This window comes from Acidovorax sp. FW305-C-20-28 (assembly GCF_058783375.1).
Genome location: NZ_JBYSYM010000011.1, coordinates 110,472 through 130,396 on the forward strand (window position 1 = coordinate 110,472; position 19,925 = coordinate 130,396).

Annotated in this window: 15 protein-coding genes; 1 reads left to right on the forward strand and 14 read right to left on the reverse strand. The window is 67.0% G+C overall.

What is annotated here, in order from left to right; genetic code table 11:
• Positions 1 to 154: 154 nt before the first annotated feature.
• From AC3WOH_RS14645 to dapC, 11 genes are all read right to left on the reverse strand, one after another.
• Complete coding sequence (locus AC3WOH_RS14645; protein WP_492230033.1) at positions 155 to 814, reverse strand: hypothetical protein; 660 nt, start codon at positions 812 to 814, stop codon at positions 155 to 157.
• A gap of 647 nt (positions 815 to 1,461) precedes the next feature.
• Positions 1,462 to 3,507, reverse strand: coding sequence for an ABC-F family ATP-binding cassette domain-containing protein (locus AC3WOH_RS14650; protein WP_492230034.1), 2,046 nt, complete (start codon positions 3,505 to 3,507; stop codon positions 1,462 to 1,464).
• 189 nt (positions 3,508 to 3,696) lie between these two features.
• Positions 3,697 to 6,258 (reverse strand): DUF7657 domain-containing protein, encoded by a 2,562-nt coding sequence (locus tag AC3WOH_RS14655; protein ID WP_492230035.1) that lies wholly within the window; start codon positions 6,256 to 6,258, stop codon positions 3,697 to 3,699.
• Positions 6,255 to 6,602 carry a DMT family transporter gene (locus AC3WOH_RS14660; protein WP_492230036.1) on the reverse strand — a complete coding sequence of 116 codons (348 nt, stop codon included), beginning with the start codon at positions 6,600 to 6,602 and terminating at the stop codon, positions 6,255 to 6,257. The genes AC3WOH_RS14655 and AC3WOH_RS14660 overlap by 4 nt, the downstream gene beginning before the upstream one ends.
• A 45-nt stretch (positions 6,603 to 6,647) precedes the next feature.
• Positions 6,648 to 8,063 carry a DUF2142 domain-containing protein gene (locus tag AC3WOH_RS14665; RefSeq protein WP_492230037.1) on the reverse strand — a complete coding sequence of 472 codons (1,416 nt, stop codon included), beginning with the start codon at positions 8,061 to 8,063 and terminating at the stop codon, positions 6,648 to 6,650.
• 71 nt (positions 8,064 to 8,134) lie between these two features.
• Complete coding sequence (locus AC3WOH_RS14670) at positions 8,135 to 9,121, reverse strand: glycosyltransferase family 2 protein (RefSeq protein WP_492230038.1); 987 nt, start codon at positions 9,119 to 9,121, stop codon at positions 8,135 to 8,137.
• A 53-nt stretch (positions 9,122 to 9,174) separates the two neighbouring features.
• Positions 9,175 to 10,077 carry a 50S ribosomal protein L3 N(5)-glutamine methyltransferase gene (gene prmB / locus AC3WOH_RS14675; protein WP_492230039.1) on the reverse strand — a complete coding sequence of 301 codons (903 nt, stop codon included), beginning with the start codon at positions 10,075 to 10,077 and terminating at the stop codon, positions 9,175 to 9,177.
• Positions 10,074 to 11,252: a succinyl-diaminopimelate desuccinylase gene (dapE, locus tag AC3WOH_RS14680; RefSeq protein WP_492230040.1), complete on the reverse strand. Its 1,179-nt coding sequence runs from the start codon at positions 11,250 to 11,252 to the stop codon at positions 10,074 to 10,076. Before dapE ends, prmB begins: the two co-directional genes overlap by 4 nt.
• A 65-nt stretch (positions 11,253 to 11,317) precedes the next feature.
• Complete coding sequence (locus AC3WOH_RS14685) at positions 11,318 to 12,481, reverse strand: PilT/PilU family type 4a pilus ATPase (protein WP_492230041.1); 1,164 nt, start codon at positions 12,479 to 12,481, stop codon at positions 11,318 to 11,320.
• Between the two features lie 79 nt (positions 12,482 to 12,560).
• A complete protein-coding gene (dapD, locus tag AC3WOH_RS14690) occupies positions 12,561 to 13,394 on the reverse strand; it encodes a 2,3,4,5-tetrahydropyridine-2,6-dicarboxylate N-succinyltransferase (RefSeq protein ID WP_184856074.1) in 834 nt (277 codons plus the stop codon).
• 5 nt (positions 13,395 to 13,399) lie between these two features.
• Positions 13,400 to 14,605, reverse strand: a complete 1,206-nt coding sequence (gene dapC / locus AC3WOH_RS14695; RefSeq protein WP_492230042.1) for a succinyldiaminopimelate transaminase — start codon at positions 14,603 to 14,605, stop codon at positions 13,400 to 13,402.
• Positions 14,606 to 14,808: 203 nt separating this feature from the next.
• Between dapC and AC3WOH_RS14700 the strand changes: the two genes are divergently transcribed.
• A complete protein-coding gene (locus tag AC3WOH_RS14700; protein ID WP_492230043.1) occupies positions 14,809 to 16,296 on the forward strand; it encodes a methyl-accepting chemotaxis protein in 1,488 nt (495 codons plus the stop codon).
• 25 nt (positions 16,297 to 16,321) lie between these two features.
• Here AC3WOH_RS14700 and AC3WOH_RS14705 read toward each other — a convergent pair whose 3' ends face one another.
• The 3 genes from AC3WOH_RS14705 to AC3WOH_RS14715 form a co-directional block, all read right to left on the reverse strand.
• Positions 16,322 to 17,011, reverse strand: a complete 690-nt coding sequence (locus tag AC3WOH_RS14705) for an RnfABCDGE type electron transport complex subunit B (protein WP_492230095.1) — start codon at positions 17,009 to 17,011, stop codon at positions 16,322 to 16,324.
• Positions 17,012 to 17,037: 26 nt separating this feature from the next.
• The gene (locus AC3WOH_RS14710) at positions 17,038 to 18,546 is read right to left on the reverse strand and encodes a polyhydroxyalkanoate depolymerase (protein WP_492230044.1); all 1,509 of its coding nucleotides are present in this window, start codon (positions 18,544 to 18,546) and stop codon (positions 17,038 to 17,040) included.
• 197 nt (positions 18,547 to 18,743) lie between these two features.
• Positions 18,744 to 19,811: a GTP pyrophosphokinase gene (locus AC3WOH_RS14715; RefSeq protein WP_492230045.1), complete on the reverse strand. Its 1,068-nt coding sequence runs from the start codon at positions 19,809 to 19,811 to the stop codon at positions 18,744 to 18,746.
• Between the last annotated feature and the right edge of the window lie 114 nt (positions 19,812 to 19,925).

Genomic DNA, 19,925 nt, shown 5'->3' on the forward strand with positions numbered 1-19,925 from the left:
CACGGGATACCGTGGTGGCCAGGGGCCCCTGGCTGCATGGATAGCGCAACCATAGGGAAAACCCTGATTTTATCGACCAATCGTGAGCGGCGTCAAAAAACGTTTCAGCTCAAAGGACAAGTGGCGGCGTCCGGAGGACGGCCGGTGCCCCGGCTCAGCGCGCGCAGCGCGCCAGGTATGCATCCTCGAAGCGCTTGAGATCGCTGCGCTCGCCCTCGCTGAGGTCGGTGCGTGCCTTCTTGAGCGTCAGGATGCGGCGCGACTCGGCGCATTGCTGGCCGCGGCGGGCCGCGTCGGCTTCGGAGGCCTGCTGTGCCTGCTGGGCCTGGCGGTCTTCGTCGCGCCGCTGCTGGCGTGCCTCGCGTTGCTCACTGAAATAGCGGGACGAGGCTTCGCTCTCCTCTTCCCGGCAGTCGCGCTCGAATTCGCGGCGCATGCCCTCTTGCACGTCAGCCTTGATGTTGCGGGAGTAGGCCGTGCGCAGGGTGTCCTTCAGGCTGCGGCAGCGCTCGCTCATGTACTGCTGGTGGTCGGCGGCGGGCGCGGTGGACACCGTGCGGCTGGGCGAACGTTCCTGGCGGTACTCGCTTGCTGCAGGGCCAGCCGATACCGACGTGGTCTTCATGCCTTGCGGACAGGCCCGGAAAGAGGTGTAGGTGTTGCCACTGTCGTCCCGGCAGGTGTAGCGTGTCTGCGCGCTCGCAGCGACGGGCGCAAGGGCTCCCAGGGCCGCCAGCAGCAGGGCGGCGCAAGCAAGGCGCAGGGCGTGCCGGACACGCGCTGCTCGGGCCGAGCTGTGGTGGTACGTCCGCATTGGTGGTCTTCCTTTCCATGGTTGAAATCCCGGATGCCAGCGAGGGCTCGCCAGGGGCGCACCGGGAGGTGCAATGCATGGATTGTTCGATGACCGGTCCTGGAGGGCGTTCTCCGCCTTGTCCACTGGCGCTGCGGGGCGCTTGACAATGTGTCCACTGGGTCGGAATCGGGCGCCCTGGGGGGAAGGCGGTCTGCGCCGGAGCAATGCGCAGAGCAGGTGGAAAAAAGGAGAAGGCGCGGCCTTGGCGTGCGTGGCTGCAATCCGCGCCGGGCGCCGGACGCAAAAAACCCCGCGGTGGCGGGGCTTTCCTGCTGGAGGAGTAGTGGGAACAGTAGGAAGAGGGGGCGGCCCGGGTGGAATCCCGGGGCTGCCACACCCTCAGAAGCGGGCCGGGGCGCGCTTGCGGTCGCGTTCGTCTTCGGGCCAGGCGGACAAGATTGCGGTGGTGTTCATGTTGGAAAACTCCTGTGATGTACCAACAACGCACCCGCTTCCCGTCCGGTTGACAGCGTTTCGCAAAAAAATGCAACCCAAAATCAAAAAATTTCCAGCCCCGGATTGCTTCAAAAAATATAGCAAGCGATTCAAGCAGGACAACATGTAAATCCTGGAAACAGGGGCAATGAATTACAGGGTTTTACAACTCAGGCGCCCGCAGCAGTCGAAATTTCTTCAAGCGCCGACGAAATTTCCAGCCAGCGCTCTTCGAGTTGCGCCGTTTCGTCGTTGCCGGTTTTCAGCCGGCGCCCGCACTCGGCGATCTCGGCCGGGGGCAGGGCTTCGGTGAGCCGGCGCTCCAGTTCGGCGCGCTCGGTGGACAGCGCGGCCAGCCGCTTGTCGATCTGTTCGAGCTCCTTTTTCAGCGGACGGGTCTTTTCCGCCAGCTGTTGGCGGCTCTGGGCGTCGAGCTTGCGCTGGTCGCGGCCGCCTGCTGCGGCAGGCGCGGCCGCCTTGGGAAGGGTGGCTGCAAGTGCTACCGGTGCGGGGGCGGGTGCCGGTGCAGGGGCTGCCGCCGCCTTCGCGGCCGCAGCCTCGGCCTGGCGCGAGAACTCGCGCAGGCGCTTGGCCTCGTCGAGCAGGTAGCGCTGGTAATCGTCCAGGTCGCCGTCGAACGGGCCAACCACGCCGCGGCCCACCAGCCAGAACTCGTCGCACACGGCGCGCAGCAGGGCCCGGTCGTGGCTGACCAGCATCACCGTGCCCTCGAACTCGTTGAGCGCCATGGACAGCGCCTCGCGCGTGGCCAAGTCCAGGTGGTTGGTCGGCTCGTCCAGCAGCAGCAGGTTGGGGCGCTGCCAGACCATCATGGCCAGCACCAGGCGGGCTTTTTCGCCGCCGCTCATGGTGCCCACGGCCTGTTTGACCATGTCGCCGCTGAAATTGAAGCTGCCCAGGAAGCTGCGCAGGTCCTGCTCGCGCGTGGATTCGCGCGCGTTCGCGCCCATCTCGCGCGCCAGCCGGATCATGTGTTCCAGCGGGTTCTCGCCAGGGCGCAGCACGTCCAGCTCCTGCTGCGCGAAGTAGCCGATGGACAGGCCCTTGCCCTCGGTCACGGTGCCCGCCAGGGGCGCCATCTCGCGCGCGATGGTCTTGACCAGGGTCGACTTGCCCTGGCCGTTGGCGCCCAGGATGCCGATGCGCTGGCCGGCCAGCACCGATTTGCTCACGCCGGTGAGGATGGTCTTGACCTCGTCGTCGGTGGTGTAGCCGAAGGCGGCGTCGCTGATCGCCAGCATCGGGTTGGGCAGGTTGACTGGCTCCTTGAACTCGAAGGTGAACTCGGCCTCGGCCAGCAGCGGGGCAACCTTTTCCATGCGCTCCAGGGCCTTGACCCGGCTCTGTGCCTGCTTGGCCTTGCTGGCCTTGGCCTTGAAGCGGTCGATGAACTTCTGCAGGTGGGCGATCTTGTCCTGCTGCTTGGCAAACGCCGCCTGCTGCAGCTCCATCTGCTGGGCGCGCAGCTCCTCGAACTTGCTGTAGTTGCCGCCATAGCGCGTGAGCTTGGCGCTGTCGATCTGCAGCGTGACGTTGGTGACGGCGTCCAGGAATTCGCGGTCATGGCTGATCACGATCATGGTGCCGGCGTACTTCTTGAGCCAGGCTTCGAGCCAGACGAGGGCGTCCAGGTCCAGGTGGTTGGTGGGTTCGTCGAGCAGCAGCAGGTCCGACGGGCACATCAGCGCGCGCGCCAGCTGCAGGCGCATGCGCCAGCCGCCCGAGAAGCTGTTCACCGGGCGCTCCAGCTCGTGCGTCTGGAAGCCCAGGCCCAGGATCAGCGCCTGTGCGCGCGGCACGGCATCGTGGTCGCCGGCGTCGGCCAGGTCGGTGTAGACCTGGGCGATGGCCATGCCGTGTTCGGCATCATCATGGGCGGTGTCGCTTTGTTCCAGCCGCACCAGTTCGGCGCGCAATTCGGCCAGGCGGGTGTCGCCGGCCAGCACGAAGTCGGTGGCCGTCTCCTCGGTCTCGGGCATGTTCTGCGCGACCTGGGCCATGCGCCATTGGCGCGGAATGGAAAAATCGCCCCCGTCCTCGTGCAGGCTGCCATTGAGCAGCGCGAACAGGGTGGACTTGCCCGCACCGTTGCGGCCGACCAGGCCGACTTTCTCGCCCGGGTTCAGGGTCACGGAAACGCTGTCCAGCAGCACCTTGGTGCCGCGCCGCAGGACGATGTTCTTCAGGTTGATCATGCAGTGTTCAATCACGGAGCCGCTGCCACAGCGTGCAGCAGGTCCCAGGTACAAATCGGGTGGAGGATCGGGGGGATCCTTGGGGACGGCGATCGGGCTGCCGGGCCCGGTCCTCCCAGGGCCCGCAAGGCGGGCAACCTGGGATTGTCGCCGATATGGGTGAAAGCGGGAAAGCCGCTGCTGCGAAAGCTACCTGACAGGCGCGGCGACGACCTCGTACCAGGCCCAGCCCTCGTGCTCGCCCAGAAGGCGAAGGTGCGGGTTCTCGCGGAACTCGAAGACGCCCGCATTCGCCGTGACCACCTGCGCTCCGCTGGTGGCGAAGTCGAAGCGCCGCGGGTCCAGCAGCACGCGCACCGAGTCGGGCGTGGGGTTCACCACCCGGTAGGTCGCAGGAGCGGCCATGGCCTCTTGCACAAAGGTCAGGTGCTGGTAGCGGTTCACCGTGTCCTGTTCGCTCGCGGGCAGCTGCATGCTGCGCCATACGCTGGGCTGGGGGTAGTAGAAGACCCCGTCCACCACCGGCACGCCGGCCGCGGCCAGGGTCATGGCATGCGAGGTGCTGGGCAGCACCACCAGCACGCGGCGCATCTTCGCTATACCGTCTGCTCCGGCAGGGCCGGCCACAAAGCCACGCACAGGCTCGGCCAGGGCCACGCGCGCCGGGGCCAGACCCATGGGATTGAAGTCGAACACCGCCAGGGCATAGACCACCATGGTCAGCGCAATCGAATGCCCGACCTGGCCGCGCACCAGCCAGTAGGCCGCAAGCCCTGCAACCGCGGCCATGCTCCAGAGGAACAGGGCCGTCATGCCGGGGTGGAAATCCTCAGGAATGCCCGCCAGCACCAGGACTGCCAGCGCGGCGCTGAACAGCCCCAGCACCACGGCGGCGGTGCGCGGCGGCGTTGGCAGGGCTGCGGCAGGCGCTGCCGTGCGCGCCTGGCCGAGCAATGCCACGACCAGCAGGCTGGCCAGTGCCAGCGACAGGTCGATGCGCGAAGATGACACGTAGTGCCAGAACATGGCCTTGGACAGCACCAGCGGCACGCCCCAGACCACGAACACCACACCGAACACCGAAAAGGCCGCGCAGGCCGCCAGCACCCAGGGCTGGGCTCCTTTGGTGCGGATCTGCCGCAGGCACAGAAACCAGATGGGCAGCAGCAGCAGGAAGTAGGAGCCGAACTCGCTTTCGTTGAAGATGCTGCCCTGCAGGTTGGACAGGGTGTCGGCATTGCCGAAGCCACGCAGCAGCACCAGAATCGACAGATCGCCCCCCTGGAGCGCAGCGCGCTGGCCGGGGTAGACCGTGCCCCGCATGGCGGCAATGGCGTCGCGCGCATCGTGCCACCAGAAGTACAGCAGGGCCCCCAGCAGCGCCGTGGCCAGGGCAAAGGCCAGCGGGGTCTGCCAGCTCCAGCAGACCTGGCGGCGGTTGCCGATCAGCCAGGCCACGAGGACCATGGCATACAGCGTGGCCACCGTGATCTGCCAGGGCGGGTACAGCACCAGCGCAAACCCTGCAAGGAACCAGCCCAGCGCAAAGGCCAGCCAGCCCATGCGGATGCCCGGGCGCTGCTGCAACATGAGGAGGGTGGCCGCCATGGCCCCCGAGGGGAAGAACACCACGTACAGGGGCCAGTGGGACCAGCTGGCCGCATACGGTGCCAGGCAGAACAGCAGCGACAGGGCCAGGTTGCGCCCTGGGCACCCTGGTGCCAGCACCTCCAGAAACCACCACAGCGCCAGCAGGCAGGCAAAGAACGGAAAGAACCAGTACCACGCGAGCGCCTTGTCCAGCGGCAGCGCGAAAAAGCCCCAGGTAGCGGGGCGCGCGAGGGCGGAGATGTGCAGCACCGGCACGCCCGTCATGCCGATCACCATCATGTTCTCGCCGTCCAGGCCCAGGTTGCGGTTGACGACCGGGAACGGCGGCTGGTGGTTGGCCTGGGCCAGGGCACTGGCGGCCACCACCATCCACTCGTCGGAGCGTACTCCGCGCGGCTGGCCCGCCAGATGGGTGACAGCGCTGTCGGTCGACAGGAAAGTGTGGGGTGCACCCTGGTCGCTGCGGCCCAGCAGCAGCTCCAAGGACGATCCGGTGGCGCCCATGCCGACCAGCACGAGGAACAGCGCGGCAATGCCGCCCGCCACCGCAGGCCGGTGGCCGCCGACCCAGGCCCCCAGGCGCCGCTGCAGGCGCGTGGCGCCCGGCAACAGCAGCACCACGATGGCCGCGGCCACAACGGCCGCGATCAGCCAGTGCCGGCCCGGCGTCTCGGGGCCGGTGAGCTGGCCTGCCGCCGGCGAGGAGGGGTTGACGTTGAAGCGCGCGCCATCTTCGAAGCGAGCGATCACGGTGAGAGGCTGTGGCCCGCCTTCCTGGTAGCGCGGGTAGCGCAGCTCCAGGGCGAACCCGAGGGGAATGGTGTGGCCCTCTTTGAAATAGACCGCCACTGTGTCACGGGTGGACCGCGTCGGGACGGCAATGCGCTTCTCGCTGTCGCCGATGCGCACAAGGAAGTCCTTGGGCAATTGCTGGTTCTGCGAGTCATAGCACCAGCCGGTGATGCGCACCATGCTCCTGGCGCTGTCGTACTCCACGGTATCGACAAAACCGTACACGCCGGGTGCCAGCAGTTGCTGGGCCCGGGCGCTTCCTGGCAGGCAGAGCAGCAGGGCGCACAGCCAGACCCAGGCCAGTGCAGCCCAGCCCCCCCGTGAAAAACCGCGCTGCACCTCGCTCATCGGGAAGCAGCCACCGTCACCACGATGCCGGACATGATGAGTGCCGTGCCCACGAAGTAGCCGGGCGCGAAGCGCTCACCAAAGAAGAAGCGGCTGGCCAAGGGGACCAGGATGAAGGCCAGGGCCATGAAGGGGTAGACCTTGCCCAATTCGGCCTTGCGCAGGATCAGCACCCAGCCGATCGAGGTGATGCCATAGAGCACCATGGTGGCAAAGAACACTGCCAGGGTTTCGATGGCAAAGAAGCTGCCGGTCTTGTTCATGGAATTGGCGCTGACCTTGAACAGGATCTGGCCGATGGCAATGCCCAGCACGCAAAGAATGGTCAGGAGATAGACGTACATGGATCGTGATTCCGGTTGGAGGGGAGGGGCTGGGCCCGCGCGATGTTAAAGGAGGCGCAGCAGCGCATAGCGCTCGGAAAGGGTGGTGGCTATGATATAGAGCGAGCCCAGCGCGAACACCGCCGTAAGTCCGTGGGCCACGACTCGGCCGGCGGGCGAGGTCGCCTGGCCCATGGGCCCCAGCGCGGTGGCGGCCAGAAGTGCTGGCACGATGAAGTAGCGGCCCTGCACGCCGCTGATGATGGGGACGGGATGGTCGTTCCAGCTGATGGCCAGCGCCAGGAACACCAGGGCCGAGCTGGCCAGCCCCACGAAGAGCAACAGTGCGCGGGCGGCGGTATCGCGCCAGAGGTAGCGCGTGGACCCGAGGGTCACGGCCAGCGCCAGTGCCAGACAGCACCAGATGCTCTTCATCTCTTCTTTGGTGACGGCGGCATCGAGCCAGCCCATCATGCCGACGAAAGAGTAGGCGTAGAAATACCCGGTTTCGCTGTCCAGGAGCGTATCGCGAACCAGGCGGGCGAACCCGAGCGGGTCCTGCAGGTAGATAGCCAGGATCTCCAGGGTTCCATGGTTGCGCACCAGACGGCTGTCGGCCGTGCTGGCGAGCCCGTAGAGCGTCCAGCCGGCGCAGGCCACGCACAGCGCAATCCAGGCCAGCAGGTGGCTGACCGAGAAGCGGCGCACCAGCAGCCACAGTGGCAGCAGCAGCAGAGGAGCGAGGTTGGTGCGCGAGGTGACCAGCAGGAAGGTGCAGGCGTACAGCGCATACTCCTGCAGCCGATTCGGCTCACCCCGGGGGGGCCCACAGCGCACCGAGAACAGGGCCGCGAGCAACAGCGCAGCGGCGATGCTCAGCCCGTCGATGGTGGGCGAGATGACCTGGAACATGGCCATGGGCATGAGCAGCAGCGCCCGCACCAGCAGGTTGGGCGTGAAGAGCCGCCAGGCCCAGGCCATCAGCGCCAGCGCCGTGGCCGCCACCGCCAGCCGGGTCAGCTCGTAGCTGGCTCGCATCGACAGGTCGAGTGCCCGTGCCATGCGCAGGCCCAGGGCATGGGGCAGGTAGATGAACGGCGCGTAGTAGCCAGTGCCTGCCGCGTTCACGAACATGTCCTGGTGCGCCCAGCGTTGCTGGGCGGCCTGCTCCATCAGCTCCCGGGCCGAGGCCTTGGGGTCACGCTCGTGGCCGGCAATCTTGCGCATGCTCTGCACAAAGGCCTGGAAGTTGCGGTCCACGTAGCCGCCCTGGTTGCCGACTTCGTCCGGCTCGTCCTTGCGCAGCGTCCACTGGCCATGGGCGATCATGTCGGCGCGCAGCAGGTGCGAGTTCTCGTCGGGCGATTGCAGGGCCGGCACCAGGCGCATCAGCCCCCAGGCAACCAGGAGTGCCAATGTGAACCAGACGACCTGTGCCACCAGGCGGGATCGAGGGGAGCGGAATTCGGTGTGGATCGGCATGGATGGGAGTGAGCGCGCCGCGCCCGGATGCCCTGGCCCGCCGGTTCCCGCAGGGCTGGGCACCCCGGGTTTCAGGAGCGCTTATCGAGGTCGATCTTGCCGTGCAGCACCTTGTGCAACGGCTTGAGCGGCACGGAGGCGATGTCGTGCCCGATGAAGGCCAGCAAGAGCTGCAGGCCGGCAATGATGGGCAGGGCGGCCAGCATGACCGTACCGGCCGACGAATAGGCCTGGTGCACGCTGGAGTTGATCCAGTGCAGCACACCGAAGACCGTGCCGAACAGCAGCATGGCAAGGCCCAGCGGCAACTCGATCGACGCGAGAGACATGTCGCGCAGGTAGTAGTTGTAGAAGATCCGCTTGGCGAAGTTGCGCAGGTGCTTGACCGTGAACTCGGGCAGGATCTTGCTGATCTTGAGGTTGCTTTCCTCGTCGGCGTAGTGCGCGTTCATGGGCACGTCCACCACCACGGCGCGCAGCGTGTTCAGGCGGAACAGCATGTCCGTCTCGAAGAAGTAGCGCCGGCTGATCTTGTCGAACGGCAGGTAGCTGGCCACGCGTGCGTGGATGGCCGTATAGCCGTTGGTCGGGTCGAACACCTGCCAGTAGCCCGACGAGATCTTGGTCAGGAAGGACAGCGCCGCGTTGCCGAAGATGCGCATGGGCGGCATCTGGTGGATCTCTTCGAGGTCGAAGAAGCGGTTGCCCTTGGTGTAGTCGGCCTCGCCGCTCAGGATGGGGGCGATGAAGCCGGGCAGGAGGCGCGGGTCCATCTGGCCATCGCCATCGACCTTGACGATGATGTCGTAGCCCGCCTCGATGGCGCGGCGGTAGCCGTGCATCACGGCGCCGCCCACCCCCAGGTTCTCGGGGTTGAAGACCACCTCGACCCGGGGGTCGGTGCAGTTCTGCTGGATGAAGGCGCCGGAGTTGACCGGGCACTTGTCGTCCACGGCAAAGATGCCATGGACCTCGGGACCGATGCGCTCGATGACGCCCAGCACATGGCCCGTGACCTTGTAGCAGGGAATGACCACGGCAACGCGGGCAGGTGCCATCGGTGGGGGGGACGAAAGGAGTTCGGGGGCTGTTGCGGGGGAGGGGATGCCGTTCATGTCTGGACCAATGCCTCCCGCGTGACGAGCAGCACCTGGTCTTCACCGGCGCTGGTATCGATCCAGTAGACCGGCAGGTGCGGGAAGGCCGCCTCGAAGTGCGCGCGCTCGTTGCCGATCTCCAGCAGCAGCACGGCGTTCTCGCCCATGCGCGCAGGCGCATCCTTGAACAGCTGGCGGATGAAATCCATGCCATCGGCACCCCCGGCCAGGGCCAGCTCGGGCTCGGCCCGGTACTCGGCCGGCAGTTGCGCCATGCTGGTGCTGTTGACGTAGGGTGGGTTGCACAGGATCAGGTCCCAAGGGCCGGGCAGGGCAGCGAGGCCGTCCGACAGCTGCAGCGTGATGCGGTCCTGCAAGCCATGGCGGTCCACGTTGATGCGGGCCACTTCCAGCGCCTCGGGCGAGATGTCGGCGCCGGTCACGGTGATCTCGGGCCAGGCCATGGCGGCGAGCACGGCCAGGCTGCCGTTGCCGGTGCACAGGTCCAGCACCCGGTGTGTCTGTTCGCTCAGGAACTCGTCCACGCTGCCATCGGCCAGCAGTTCGGCGATGAAACTGCGCGGCACGATGGCGCGTTCGTCCACGTAGAAGGAAACGCCCTGCAGCCAGGCCTCGCGGGTCAGATAGGCGGCGGGCTTGCGCGTGGCGATACGCTCCTGCAGCAGGGCCTGTGTCTGGGCCAACTGCTCAGGCGAGACCGCCTGGGTAGCGACGGAGCCAGGCTCGCCCGACAGGTCGCTGTCGAGAGGCAGGCCCAGGCGCCACAGCACCAGCCAGGCGGCTTCGTCCTGCGCATTGGCCGTGCCATGGCCGAACGAGACGCCGGACGCTGCCAGCAGCGCGGCGGCAGATTGCACCACAGCACCCACGGTGCCCCCGGTCAGCACCGCGCTCATGCGGCCACCGCCGCGGCCGCCAGGGCCTGGGCGTGCAGGTTCTCGAGGGTGCGGCGGTAGATCTGGGTCAGCGGCTCGATGTCGGCCACCACGATGTGTTCGTCGATCTTGTGGATGCTTGCATTGGGCGGCCCCAGCTCGATCACCTGGGGGCAGACCTGGGCGATGAAGCGGCCATCGCTGGTGCCGCCCGTGGTGGACAGCTCGGTGGTGATGCCGGTCTCGGCCGCAATGGCCTGCTGCACGGCCGTGACCAGCTCGCCCGGCGTGGTCAGGAAGGGCTGGCCGCCCAGGGTCCAGCGCAGCTCATAGTCCAGTCCATGGGCATCGAGCACGGCATGCACGCGCTGCTTCAGGCCCTCGGCCGTGGATTCGGTCGAGAAGCGGAAGTTGAAGTCCCACACCACCTCGCCGGGGATGATGTTGGTCGCGCCCGTGCCGCCATGCACGTTGCTGATCTGCCAACTGGTGGGTGGAAAGAAGTCGTTGCCCTGGTCCCACACGGTCGCGGCCAGTTCGGCCAGCGCCGGCAGGGCCTGGTGGATGGGGTTGCGCGCCAGCTGCGGGTAGGCGATATGGCCCTGGATGCCGCGCACGGACAGTTTGCCCGAGAGCGTGCCGCGCCGGCCGTTCTTGATCATGTCACCGGTGCGCTCGACCGAGGTCGGCTCCCCCACGATGCAGTAGTCCAGGCGCTCGCCGCGTGCCTTGAGCTGCTCGACCACGACCTTGGTGCCGTCCACCGAAGGGCCTTCCTCGTCGCTGGTGAGCAGCAGGGCCAGGTTGACCGCGGGATCGGGCGTGGCAGCAAGGAAATCCTCCACCGCCACCACGAAGGCAGCGATCGAGGTCTTCATGTCGCTGGCTCCGCGGCCAAAGAGCTTGCCATCGCGGTGTGTGGGCACGAAGGGGTCGCTGGTCCACTGGTCCAGCGGGCCGGTGGGCACCACATCGGTGTGGCCGGCAAACACCAGGGTCTTGGGCGCGGAGCCCGCGCCTGGCCGGCGCGCCCAGAGATTGCTCACGCGGAAACTGTCGGGGCCGCTGTCGATGCGCTCGCACACGAAGCCCAGCGGCACGAGCCGCGCCGCCAGCAGCTCCAGGCAACCCGCGTCCTCGGGGGTGATGGAGGGCAGGGAGATCAGCTGTTCGGCCAGGTGCAGGGTACGGGACATCGCAGGAAAATAAAGGACAGGGACAAAGACAAAAAGTACAGTGGGGAGCGGCGCGCGCTCCTGGTTCAGGTGGTGGGTTTCACGTCAAGCACGATCTCGGTGAAGGAGGGCGTATCGTCGGGTGCGTCGCGCGATTCCTTCTGCGCCTTGGCGGCATTGGCGGCCAGCGCGAAGTCGTTCTGCAGCCGCCACATCAGGTTGGTGGGCGAGTCGGCGAAGGCCAGGCCTTCCTTCTTGTCGATGCGCTTGTCGATGATCATGCGCGCCAGATCTTCCTCGAAGGTCTGCGAGCCCTCGGCCATGGACTTTTCCATGGCCTCCTTCACGCCGCCGAAGTCGCCCTTTTCGATGAGGTCGGACACCAGCTTGGTGTTGAGCATGACCTCCACGGCCGGCAGGCGCCCCCCGTCCATGGTGCGCACCAGGCGCTGCGATATCACGGCCTTGAGCGCCGAAGCCAGGTCGCCCAGCATGGTCGGGCGCACTTCCACGGGGTAGAAGGACAGGATACGGTTGAGCGCGTGGTAGCTGTTGTTGCCGTGCAGCGTGGCCAGGCACAGGTGGCCCGACTGCGCATAGGCAATGGCCGCGGACATGGTCTCGCGGTCACGGATTTCGCCGATCAGGATCACGTCGGGTGCCTGGCGCAGCGCGTTCTTGAGCGCCGTCTGCAGCGACTGGGTGTCGCTGCCGATCTCGCGCTGGTTGACGATGGATTTCTTGTTGCGGAACTGGTACTCGACCGGGTCCTCGATGGTGAGGATGTGGCCGGTGAGCACCTCGTTGCGGCTGTCGATCATCGAGGCCAGCGAGGTGCTCTTGCCCGAACCCGTGGCGCCCACCATCAGGATCAGGCCGCGCTTTTCCATGATCAGTTCCTTCATCACGCCGGGCAGGCCCAGCGAGTCGATTTCCGGAATCTGCTGCGAGATGAAGCGGATCACCACCGCATAGCTGCCGCGCTGGCGCATGGCGCTGATACGAAAACGCCCCACGCCCGAGAGCGGCACGCCCATGTTGAGTTCGCCGGTTTCCTCCAGCTCCTCGATGCGGTCGGGCGGAACGATCTCGGACAGCAGGTTGCGTGGCGCATCCGGCGGCAGGATCTGGTTGTTGATCGGCACGCACTCGCCGTTGATCTTGATCAGCGCCGGGGCATTGGCCGACAGGTAGACGTCCGATGCCTTCTTGTCGCTCATCAGGCGAAGAATCCGCTCCATCGTGCTCATGGTGTTTCCCCTCTCGTTCGTTGGTGGGCCGGCGCCGGCCGCGTGCGTGTGCGTGCTTCTCGGTGGCTGCAGGACTCGGTCAGTCGCGCAGCAGGTCGTTGATGCTGGTCTTGGAGCGCGTCTGCGCGTCCACCTGCTTGACGATGATGGCAGCATACATGCTGTAGGGCGCGCCATTGGCCGCCGTCTTGGGCAGGTTGCCGCTGACCACCACCGAGCCCGTTGGCACGCGGCCGTAGCTGATCTCGCCCGTGGCGCGGTTGAAGATGGGGGTGCTCTGGCCGATGTACACGCCCATGCCCAGCACCGAGTGCTCTTCGATCACCACGCCCTCGACCACTTCGGAGCGCGCGCCGATGAAGCAGTTGTCCTCGATGATGGTCGGGCCGGCCTGCAGCGGCTCCAGCACGCCGCCGATGCCCACGCCACCCGACAGGTGCACGTTGGCGCCGATCTGGGCGCACGAACCCACGGTGGCCCAGGTGTCGACCATGGTGCCTTCGCCCACGTAGGCGCCGATATTCACGTACGAGGGCATCAGGATCGCGCCCTTGGCGATGAAGCTGCCGCGGCGGGCTACGGCAGGAGGCACGACGCGCACGCCGGTGGCCTTCATCTGTTCTTCGTTCAGGTGGGCGAACTTGGTCTGCACCTTGTCATAAAAGCCCAGGTCGCCGGCCTTCACGACCTCGTTGTCCTTCAGGCGGAAGGACAGCAGCACGGCCTTCTTGATCCACTGGTGCACGGTCCACTGGCCCACGCCCTGGCGGGTGGCCACGCGCAGCGTGCCGTTGTTGAGTTCGGCGATCACGTGCTCGACGGCATCGGCCACTTCCTTGGGGGCCGCAGCGGGCGAGATGTTGGCGCGGTTTTCCCACGCGGCGTCGATGATGTTCTGGAGTTGTTGGGTCATGGATGTCAGACAGTACGGGATTGGATGAATTGGACGATGCGCATTGCGGCCTCCACGCATTCTTCGGCCTCGGCCACCAGGGCCATGCGCACGCGCTGGGCGCCGGGGTTCAAGCCCCCGGCCTCGCGGGCCAGGTAGCTGCCCGGCAGCACGGTGACATTGTATTGAGCCAGAAGCTCGCGGGCGAACTCGGCATCGGTCATTCCGAGCGCATCGGGCACCTTGGCCCACAGGTAGAAGCCTGCGTCGGGCAGCGCCACGTCCATCACGCCGGCCAGCAGCGGCGTGACCTGGGCGAACTTCTTGCGATAGAGCGCGCGGTTCTCGGTCACATGCTGCTCGTCGCCCCACGCGGCGATGCTCGCGGCCTGCACGACCGGGCTCATGGCACTGCCATGGTAGGTGCGGTACAGCAGGAAGGCCTTGATCAGCGCCGCATCGCCGGCCACGAAGCCGCTGCGCAGCCCGGGCACATTGCTGCGCTTGGACAGGCTGGTGAAGGAGATCAGGTTCTGGAAGTCCTTGCGCCCGGCCTGGATGGCGGCCTGCAGGCCGCTCAGCGGCGGCTCGTCGCGGAAATAGATCTCGCTGTAGCACTCGTCCGAGGCAATGATGAAGCCGTGGCGGTCGCTCAAGGCGAAGAGCTTTTGCCACTCGTTGAGCGGCATCACGGCGCCCGTGGGGTTGCCCGGCGAGCACACGAAGAGCAACTGGGTGCGCTTCCAGACCTCGGCCGGCACGCTGTCCCAGTCCACCGCGAAGTTGCGCGCCGGATCGCTCGGGGCGTAGTAGGGCGTGGCGCCCGACAGCAGGGCCGCGCCCTCGTAGATCTGGTAGAAGGGGTTGGGGCAGACCACCACGGGGTCGGGCTTCGTCGGGTCGACGATGGTCTGGGCAAAGGCAAACAGCGCCTCGCGCGAGCCGTTGATGGGCAGCACCTGGGTGCCCGCATCCAGCGTCAGCGCGTAGCGCTTGTGCAGCCAGGTGGTGAAGGCCTCGCGCAGGCGCGGCTCGCCCGCCGTGGCGGGGTAGCTCGCCAGGCCACTGAGGTTGTTACTGAGTGCGTCCTTGATGAACTGCGGTGTCGGATGGCGTGGCTCGCCCATGCCCAGGCTGATGGGGGAATACTGGGCCGGGGGCGTGACACCGGCAAAAAGCTTGCGCAGCCGCTCGAAAGGGTAGGGCTGCAGGCGGGAGAGCAGGGGGTTCATGGGCCATCATTATGGGTGATGCCGTGCCTGCCGGACCGCAGGTGGCCGGCTAGGCACGCTGGCGATGTGCTCCCCGGCACAAGCCCTATCGCAAACCCTTGGGTGGTACCGCTTGTCAATCCGGCGTAAGGCAGGTGCCTAGTATGGTTGTGACAGTCCCGGAGCGCGTCCCTGGTCCGGGCCACAACGATATCGGAGACAACATGGCAGGATCTGTTCCCCTGCGGCCCGGCCTGTGGTGGATGCGCCGGCTGCACCTTCCCGGCAAGCTGGCCACGCTGGCCGTGCTCATTGCCTGCACGCTGGCGGCTGCCTTGCTGGGCGCCCCCTGGTGGGTGGATCTGGCGGGCGGCCTGGTGGTGCTGTATGCGCTGCTGGCGCTGTACCTGAGCCTGGTGGACGACCTGGCGGCCCTGTCCGCCGCCATGGCGCGCATCACCGAAGGCGATTTGTGCGTGCAGGCGGCAACGGGTGGCAGCGACGAGGTGGCCCGCATGGCCCGGTCGCTCGATGCCATGGTGCTGCGCCTGTCGTCCATGGTGGCCGACATCCGCAGCAACGCCGCCCTGGTGGCCCATGCCGGCCAGAGCCTGGCCCATGGCAACCGCGAGCTGGCCGACCGCACCGAGCAGCAGGCCGCCAACCTGGAACAGACCGCCGCCAGCGTGGAGCAGCTCTCGTCCACCGTGCAGAACAACGCCCAGACGGCCCAGGGCGCCGACCAGCGCGCCGGCCAGATGCGCCAGGCCGCCGATACCGGGGCCGAAGCCATGGGCCGCGCCGTGCAATCGGTGCAGGCCATCCAGCAGGGCGCGCGCCGCATGACAGAGATCATCGGCACCATCGACGCCATCGCCTTCCAAACCAACATCCTGGCGCTCAATGCGGCGGTGGAGGCGGCCCGCGCGGGCGAGCAGGGCCGCGGCTTTGCCGTGGTGGCGTCGGAGGTGCGCACGCTGGCCCAGCGCTCGGCCAATGCGGCGCGCGAGATCCGCGAGCTGATCAATGACTCGGTCACGCAGGTGGAGTCCAGTGCCGGCCTGATCCGCACCGCGGGCGAAGGCATCACCGAGATGGCCGGCGGCATGCGCAGCGTGGCGGCCAGCATGTCCGAGATATCGAGCTCCAGCGCAGAGCAGAGCACAGGCCTGCGCGAGATCAGCAGCGCCGTGCAGCAACTCGACCAGATCACCCAGCGCAATGCGCAGATGGTGGGCCAGGCCGTGGGGCAGGCCGAGGCCCTGGAGAGCCGCGCCTCCACCCTGTCGCGCGCGGTGTCAGCGTTTCGCCTGCAGCAGGGCACGGCCGAGGAGGCGGTGGCCCTGGTCAAGCGCGCCGCGGCCCTGCACAAGGGCACCTCCCACGATCAGTTCCTGGCGCGCATCACCGACAGGAGCCAGCCTTTCCATGACCGGGACATGTATGTCTTCGTGCTCGACAGCGCGGGCACCTACCGGGCCTTTGGCGGCAACCCCGCCAAGGTGGGCACCCGGGTGCAGGACATTCCCGGCATTGACGGCAACCGGTTGATGGCGGAAATCTCGGCCCAGGCGAACATCGGGCCGGGCTGGGTGGAGTACGACATCACCAACCCCGCCAGTGGTGCGGTGCAGACCAAGATGTCCTTCGTGGAGCGGGCGGGCGACCTGTACCTGGGCTGCGGCGTGTACAAGGCCCTGGCCGCCAAGTGACGCCCGCCGGGCGGCGGCTCTGCGCTCAGCGCTGGGTTCCGGCGCGCTGCGCGCGGGCGCGCGCCATGGCCGCAGCGATGGCTGCCTTGCGGGCCTGTGCGGCGGTATGGCCGGTATCGGCACTGCCGGCGGGGGACGCAGTGGCATCACCTGGCGCCGCGGCGTCCTCGTCGTCCAGCGGCTCCGGTGCCGCCAAGGCCGTGCGGGCCTGGTGGACGGCATAGCGCTGCCGCGCATGGGCCGCCAGGTCCGGGCCCCAGGCGGCCCAGCCCGTGGCCTGCCCGCTCACGGGCTCCAGGGTGATGCAATCCACCGGGCAGACCGGAATGCACAGCTCGCAGCCCGTGCAGTGCGGCTCGATCACGGTGTGCATGCGCTTGTTGGCGCCCACGATGGCATCGGTGGGGCAGGCCTTGATGCACAGCGTGCAGCCTATGCACCAGTTCTCGTCGATCACGGCCAGGGTGCGCGGCGTCTCCAGCCCATGCTCGGCACTCAGCGGGCGCACCGGCTGGCCGGTCAGCGCCGCCAGCCGTACCACCCCTTCGGCCCCACCGGGTGGGCACTGGTTGATGGGCACGCTCTCGAACGCAATGGCCTGCGCATAGGCCGCGCAGTTCGGGTAGCCGCAGCGCGTGCACTGCGTCTGCGGCAGGGCCGCATCGATGCGGGCCGCCAGTGCATGCGCGGCCTGCCCTGCAGGTCGTGAAGGGATGGCGGGCTGGGCGCGCGGCTGCGGGCTCAAGCCTTGCGTGCCGACGTGGTGCGGCGGGTGCGCGCAGCCGCAGCGGCGGTAACCGCAGCCTTGGCCGCGGGAGCCTCCGGCTCAGGGGCTGCTGCAGCCCCCGTGGCGGGCCGGGCCTTGGCAGCCGGCTTGGCGGCGGCCTTGGCAGGGGCCTTCTTCGCAGCCGCCGCGCGTGGCGGCGCGGGTGGGTTGTCGTCGGGCATCTCGGTCACGGCCGCAGGGCGGGGGGCCTTTTTCTGCGGAACCTCGTGCTCCAGAATGAACTTGCGCACCTCGGGGTACACGATCTCGCGCCAGCGCCGGCCGCTGAAGATGCCGTAATGCCCGGCCCCCTTGGCTTCCAGGTGGCGCTGCTCTTTGCGCTCGATGCCCGTGCACAGGTCGTGCGCGGCCTCGGTCTGGCCCGATCCGGAGATGTCGTCGAGCTCTCCTTCCACGGTGAACAGGGCGGTGGTGGTGATGTCCTGCGGACGCACGCGCTCGACCTTGCCTTCGGGCGACCGCACGTCCCAGGTGCCATTCACCAGCTTGTACTCCTGGAACACGGTTTCGATGGTTTCCAGGTAGTAGTCAGCGTCCATGTCGAGCACGGCGTTGTACTCGTCGTAGAACTTGCGGTGGGCCTCGGCGCTGGCGTCGTCGCCCTTGATCAGGTCCATGAAGTAGTCGTGGTGGCTGGACGCATGGCGGTCCGGGTTCATGGCCACGAAGCCGGTGTGCTGCAGGAAGCCCGGGTAGACGCGGCGGCCCGCGCCGGGGAAGTTGTCGGGCACGCGGTAGATCACATTGTTCTCGAACCACTCGTAGCTGCGGTTCGTGGCCAGGTTGTTCACCGCCGTGGGCGACTTGCGCGCATCGATGGGGCCGCCCATCATGGTCATGGTCAGCGGCGTCTTCTCGCCACGGCTGGCCATCAGCGAGACGGCGGCCAGTACCGGCACCGTGGGCTGGCAGACGCTGATCACATGGCAGTTGCCATAGGTGGCCTGCAGGTGGCGGATGAACTCCTGCACGTAGTTCACGTAGTCGTCCAGGTGGAACTCGCCGTCCGCCAGGGGCACCAGGCGCGCGTTCTTCCAGTCGGTGATGTAGACCTTGTGGTCCTTGAGCAGGGTGCGCACCGTGTCGCGCAGCAGCGTGGCATAGTGGCCCGACAGGGGGGCGACCACCAGCACCACGGGCTGGGCCTTGATGCGCACCAGGGTGTCGGTATCGTCCGAAAAGCGCTTGAAGCGGCGCAGTTCGCAGAACGGCTTGTCCAGTTCGATGTTTTCGTGCACCGCCACGCCCACACCGTCCACATCCACGGTGTGGATGTCGAACACCGGCTTTTCATAGTCCTTGCCCAGGCGGTACAGCAGATCGTAGCCGGCCGACATGCGCTGGGCGAACGCCGTCTGGCTCAGGGGAGACATGGGGTTGCTGAAGAGTTTGGCCGCGGCTTGCGCAAAGTCGGTGAGCGGCTCCATCAGGGAGCGCTGGGTTTCGTAGATCTGGTACAGCATGGGGGGCGAAACTCCGTTATGTTGCAGTGCAATATAGCAGCACTTGGTTACCTCTGCATGCGGGAAAACCACCTAGACCCAGTCGCGCAGGTGACAGCGCTATCCATCTCCCGCCAAAAGACCGCAGATGGCTTGCGGTGCAATGCCAGCCTGCTATGGTTTTTTTCAGCAAAACCCTGCCTGCGGCGCGGCACCGGTCAGCCGTTGTCGGCCAGCCAGGATTCGAAGGCCTCGCGCGCCACGTTGCGCAGCGCGGGCCGGAACTGGGTGCGGTTGGAGAGGTACAGGCAGTGCCGGATCACCGTATAAGGGTTGAAGCTGCCCTGGGGGTTCTGTTCCTCGAAGTGCTGCTTGTAGCGCTTGACCGTGCCCACCGTCTCGCGCATCAGGGTGTTGAAGCGCGCGCGCGTGATGCCGGGCGACCAAGCCTGGATATCGTCCACGAAGCCGTCCACCTTGGAGGGGTCGAACTCGAAGTCCTTGAAGAAATGCGTGGCGATCTTGAGGAAGGTGAAGGCATTGAGCTCGCTGCCCAGGCTGGAGGAGGGCTTGGGCGCCGCCAGGCTGCCGTCGTCCATCTCTGCCTCGGCCTCCGCCGTCTCGTCGGGGGCCTGCAGCAGCGCGGTGGCCGTTTCGTCGCGGATCTGGCGAAACTCCCGGTCGGCCAGCTCGAACAGGGCCGACAGCACGTTGATGCGCCGCTTGAGCTGGCCGGGGATGGATTTCTTGTACTTGATCTTGTGGTCCAGCACGCTCCAGGAGTCCTGGATGATGGTGCGCACCTGCAGCTCGAAGGGCTGGTCGGCATGCGCGGCCAGCGCCGGCAGGGCACGCGGGCCAGGGCGCAGGTCCAGGTGCAGGCCCTTGTAGCCGAACGAGGCCTCGGTGCTCTCCACGGCCGAGGCCTTGTCGGTCACGTCGATCACCGCGAAATGCTGGCGCACGATCTGCGCCACCTTCTCGAGCTCATCCTCATAGAGGCAGACCACGCGCACACCGACCAGGTCGGTGATCCAGTGCTGGATCTCATAGGGGGTGTTGCTTTCTTCCAGGCCGGGCCGGTACTTGCGTGCGAACTTGCGGATGCATTCGTCCACATCCTTGACCCGCCCCTCCACCTTGGAGACGTCGACACTGCGGGCGCTGTCCACCACCTCGGCGATGGCGGCCGTGAAGGCCATGCAGGCGTCTTCCAGCGCGGACCGGCGGGCTGCGTAGAACGCACGGAACCGGGACTCTTCCCGTTCAAAATCAAGCGATGCCATGGTGGGGGTGAAAAAAAGCGATGTGTGCCGGACGGCGGCTGCGGCAGGGTGTGGAAAAAAATGGGCGAGCGAACGATACCCGCATTCTGCGCCGCCCCCTGTCAGCCAATGCCG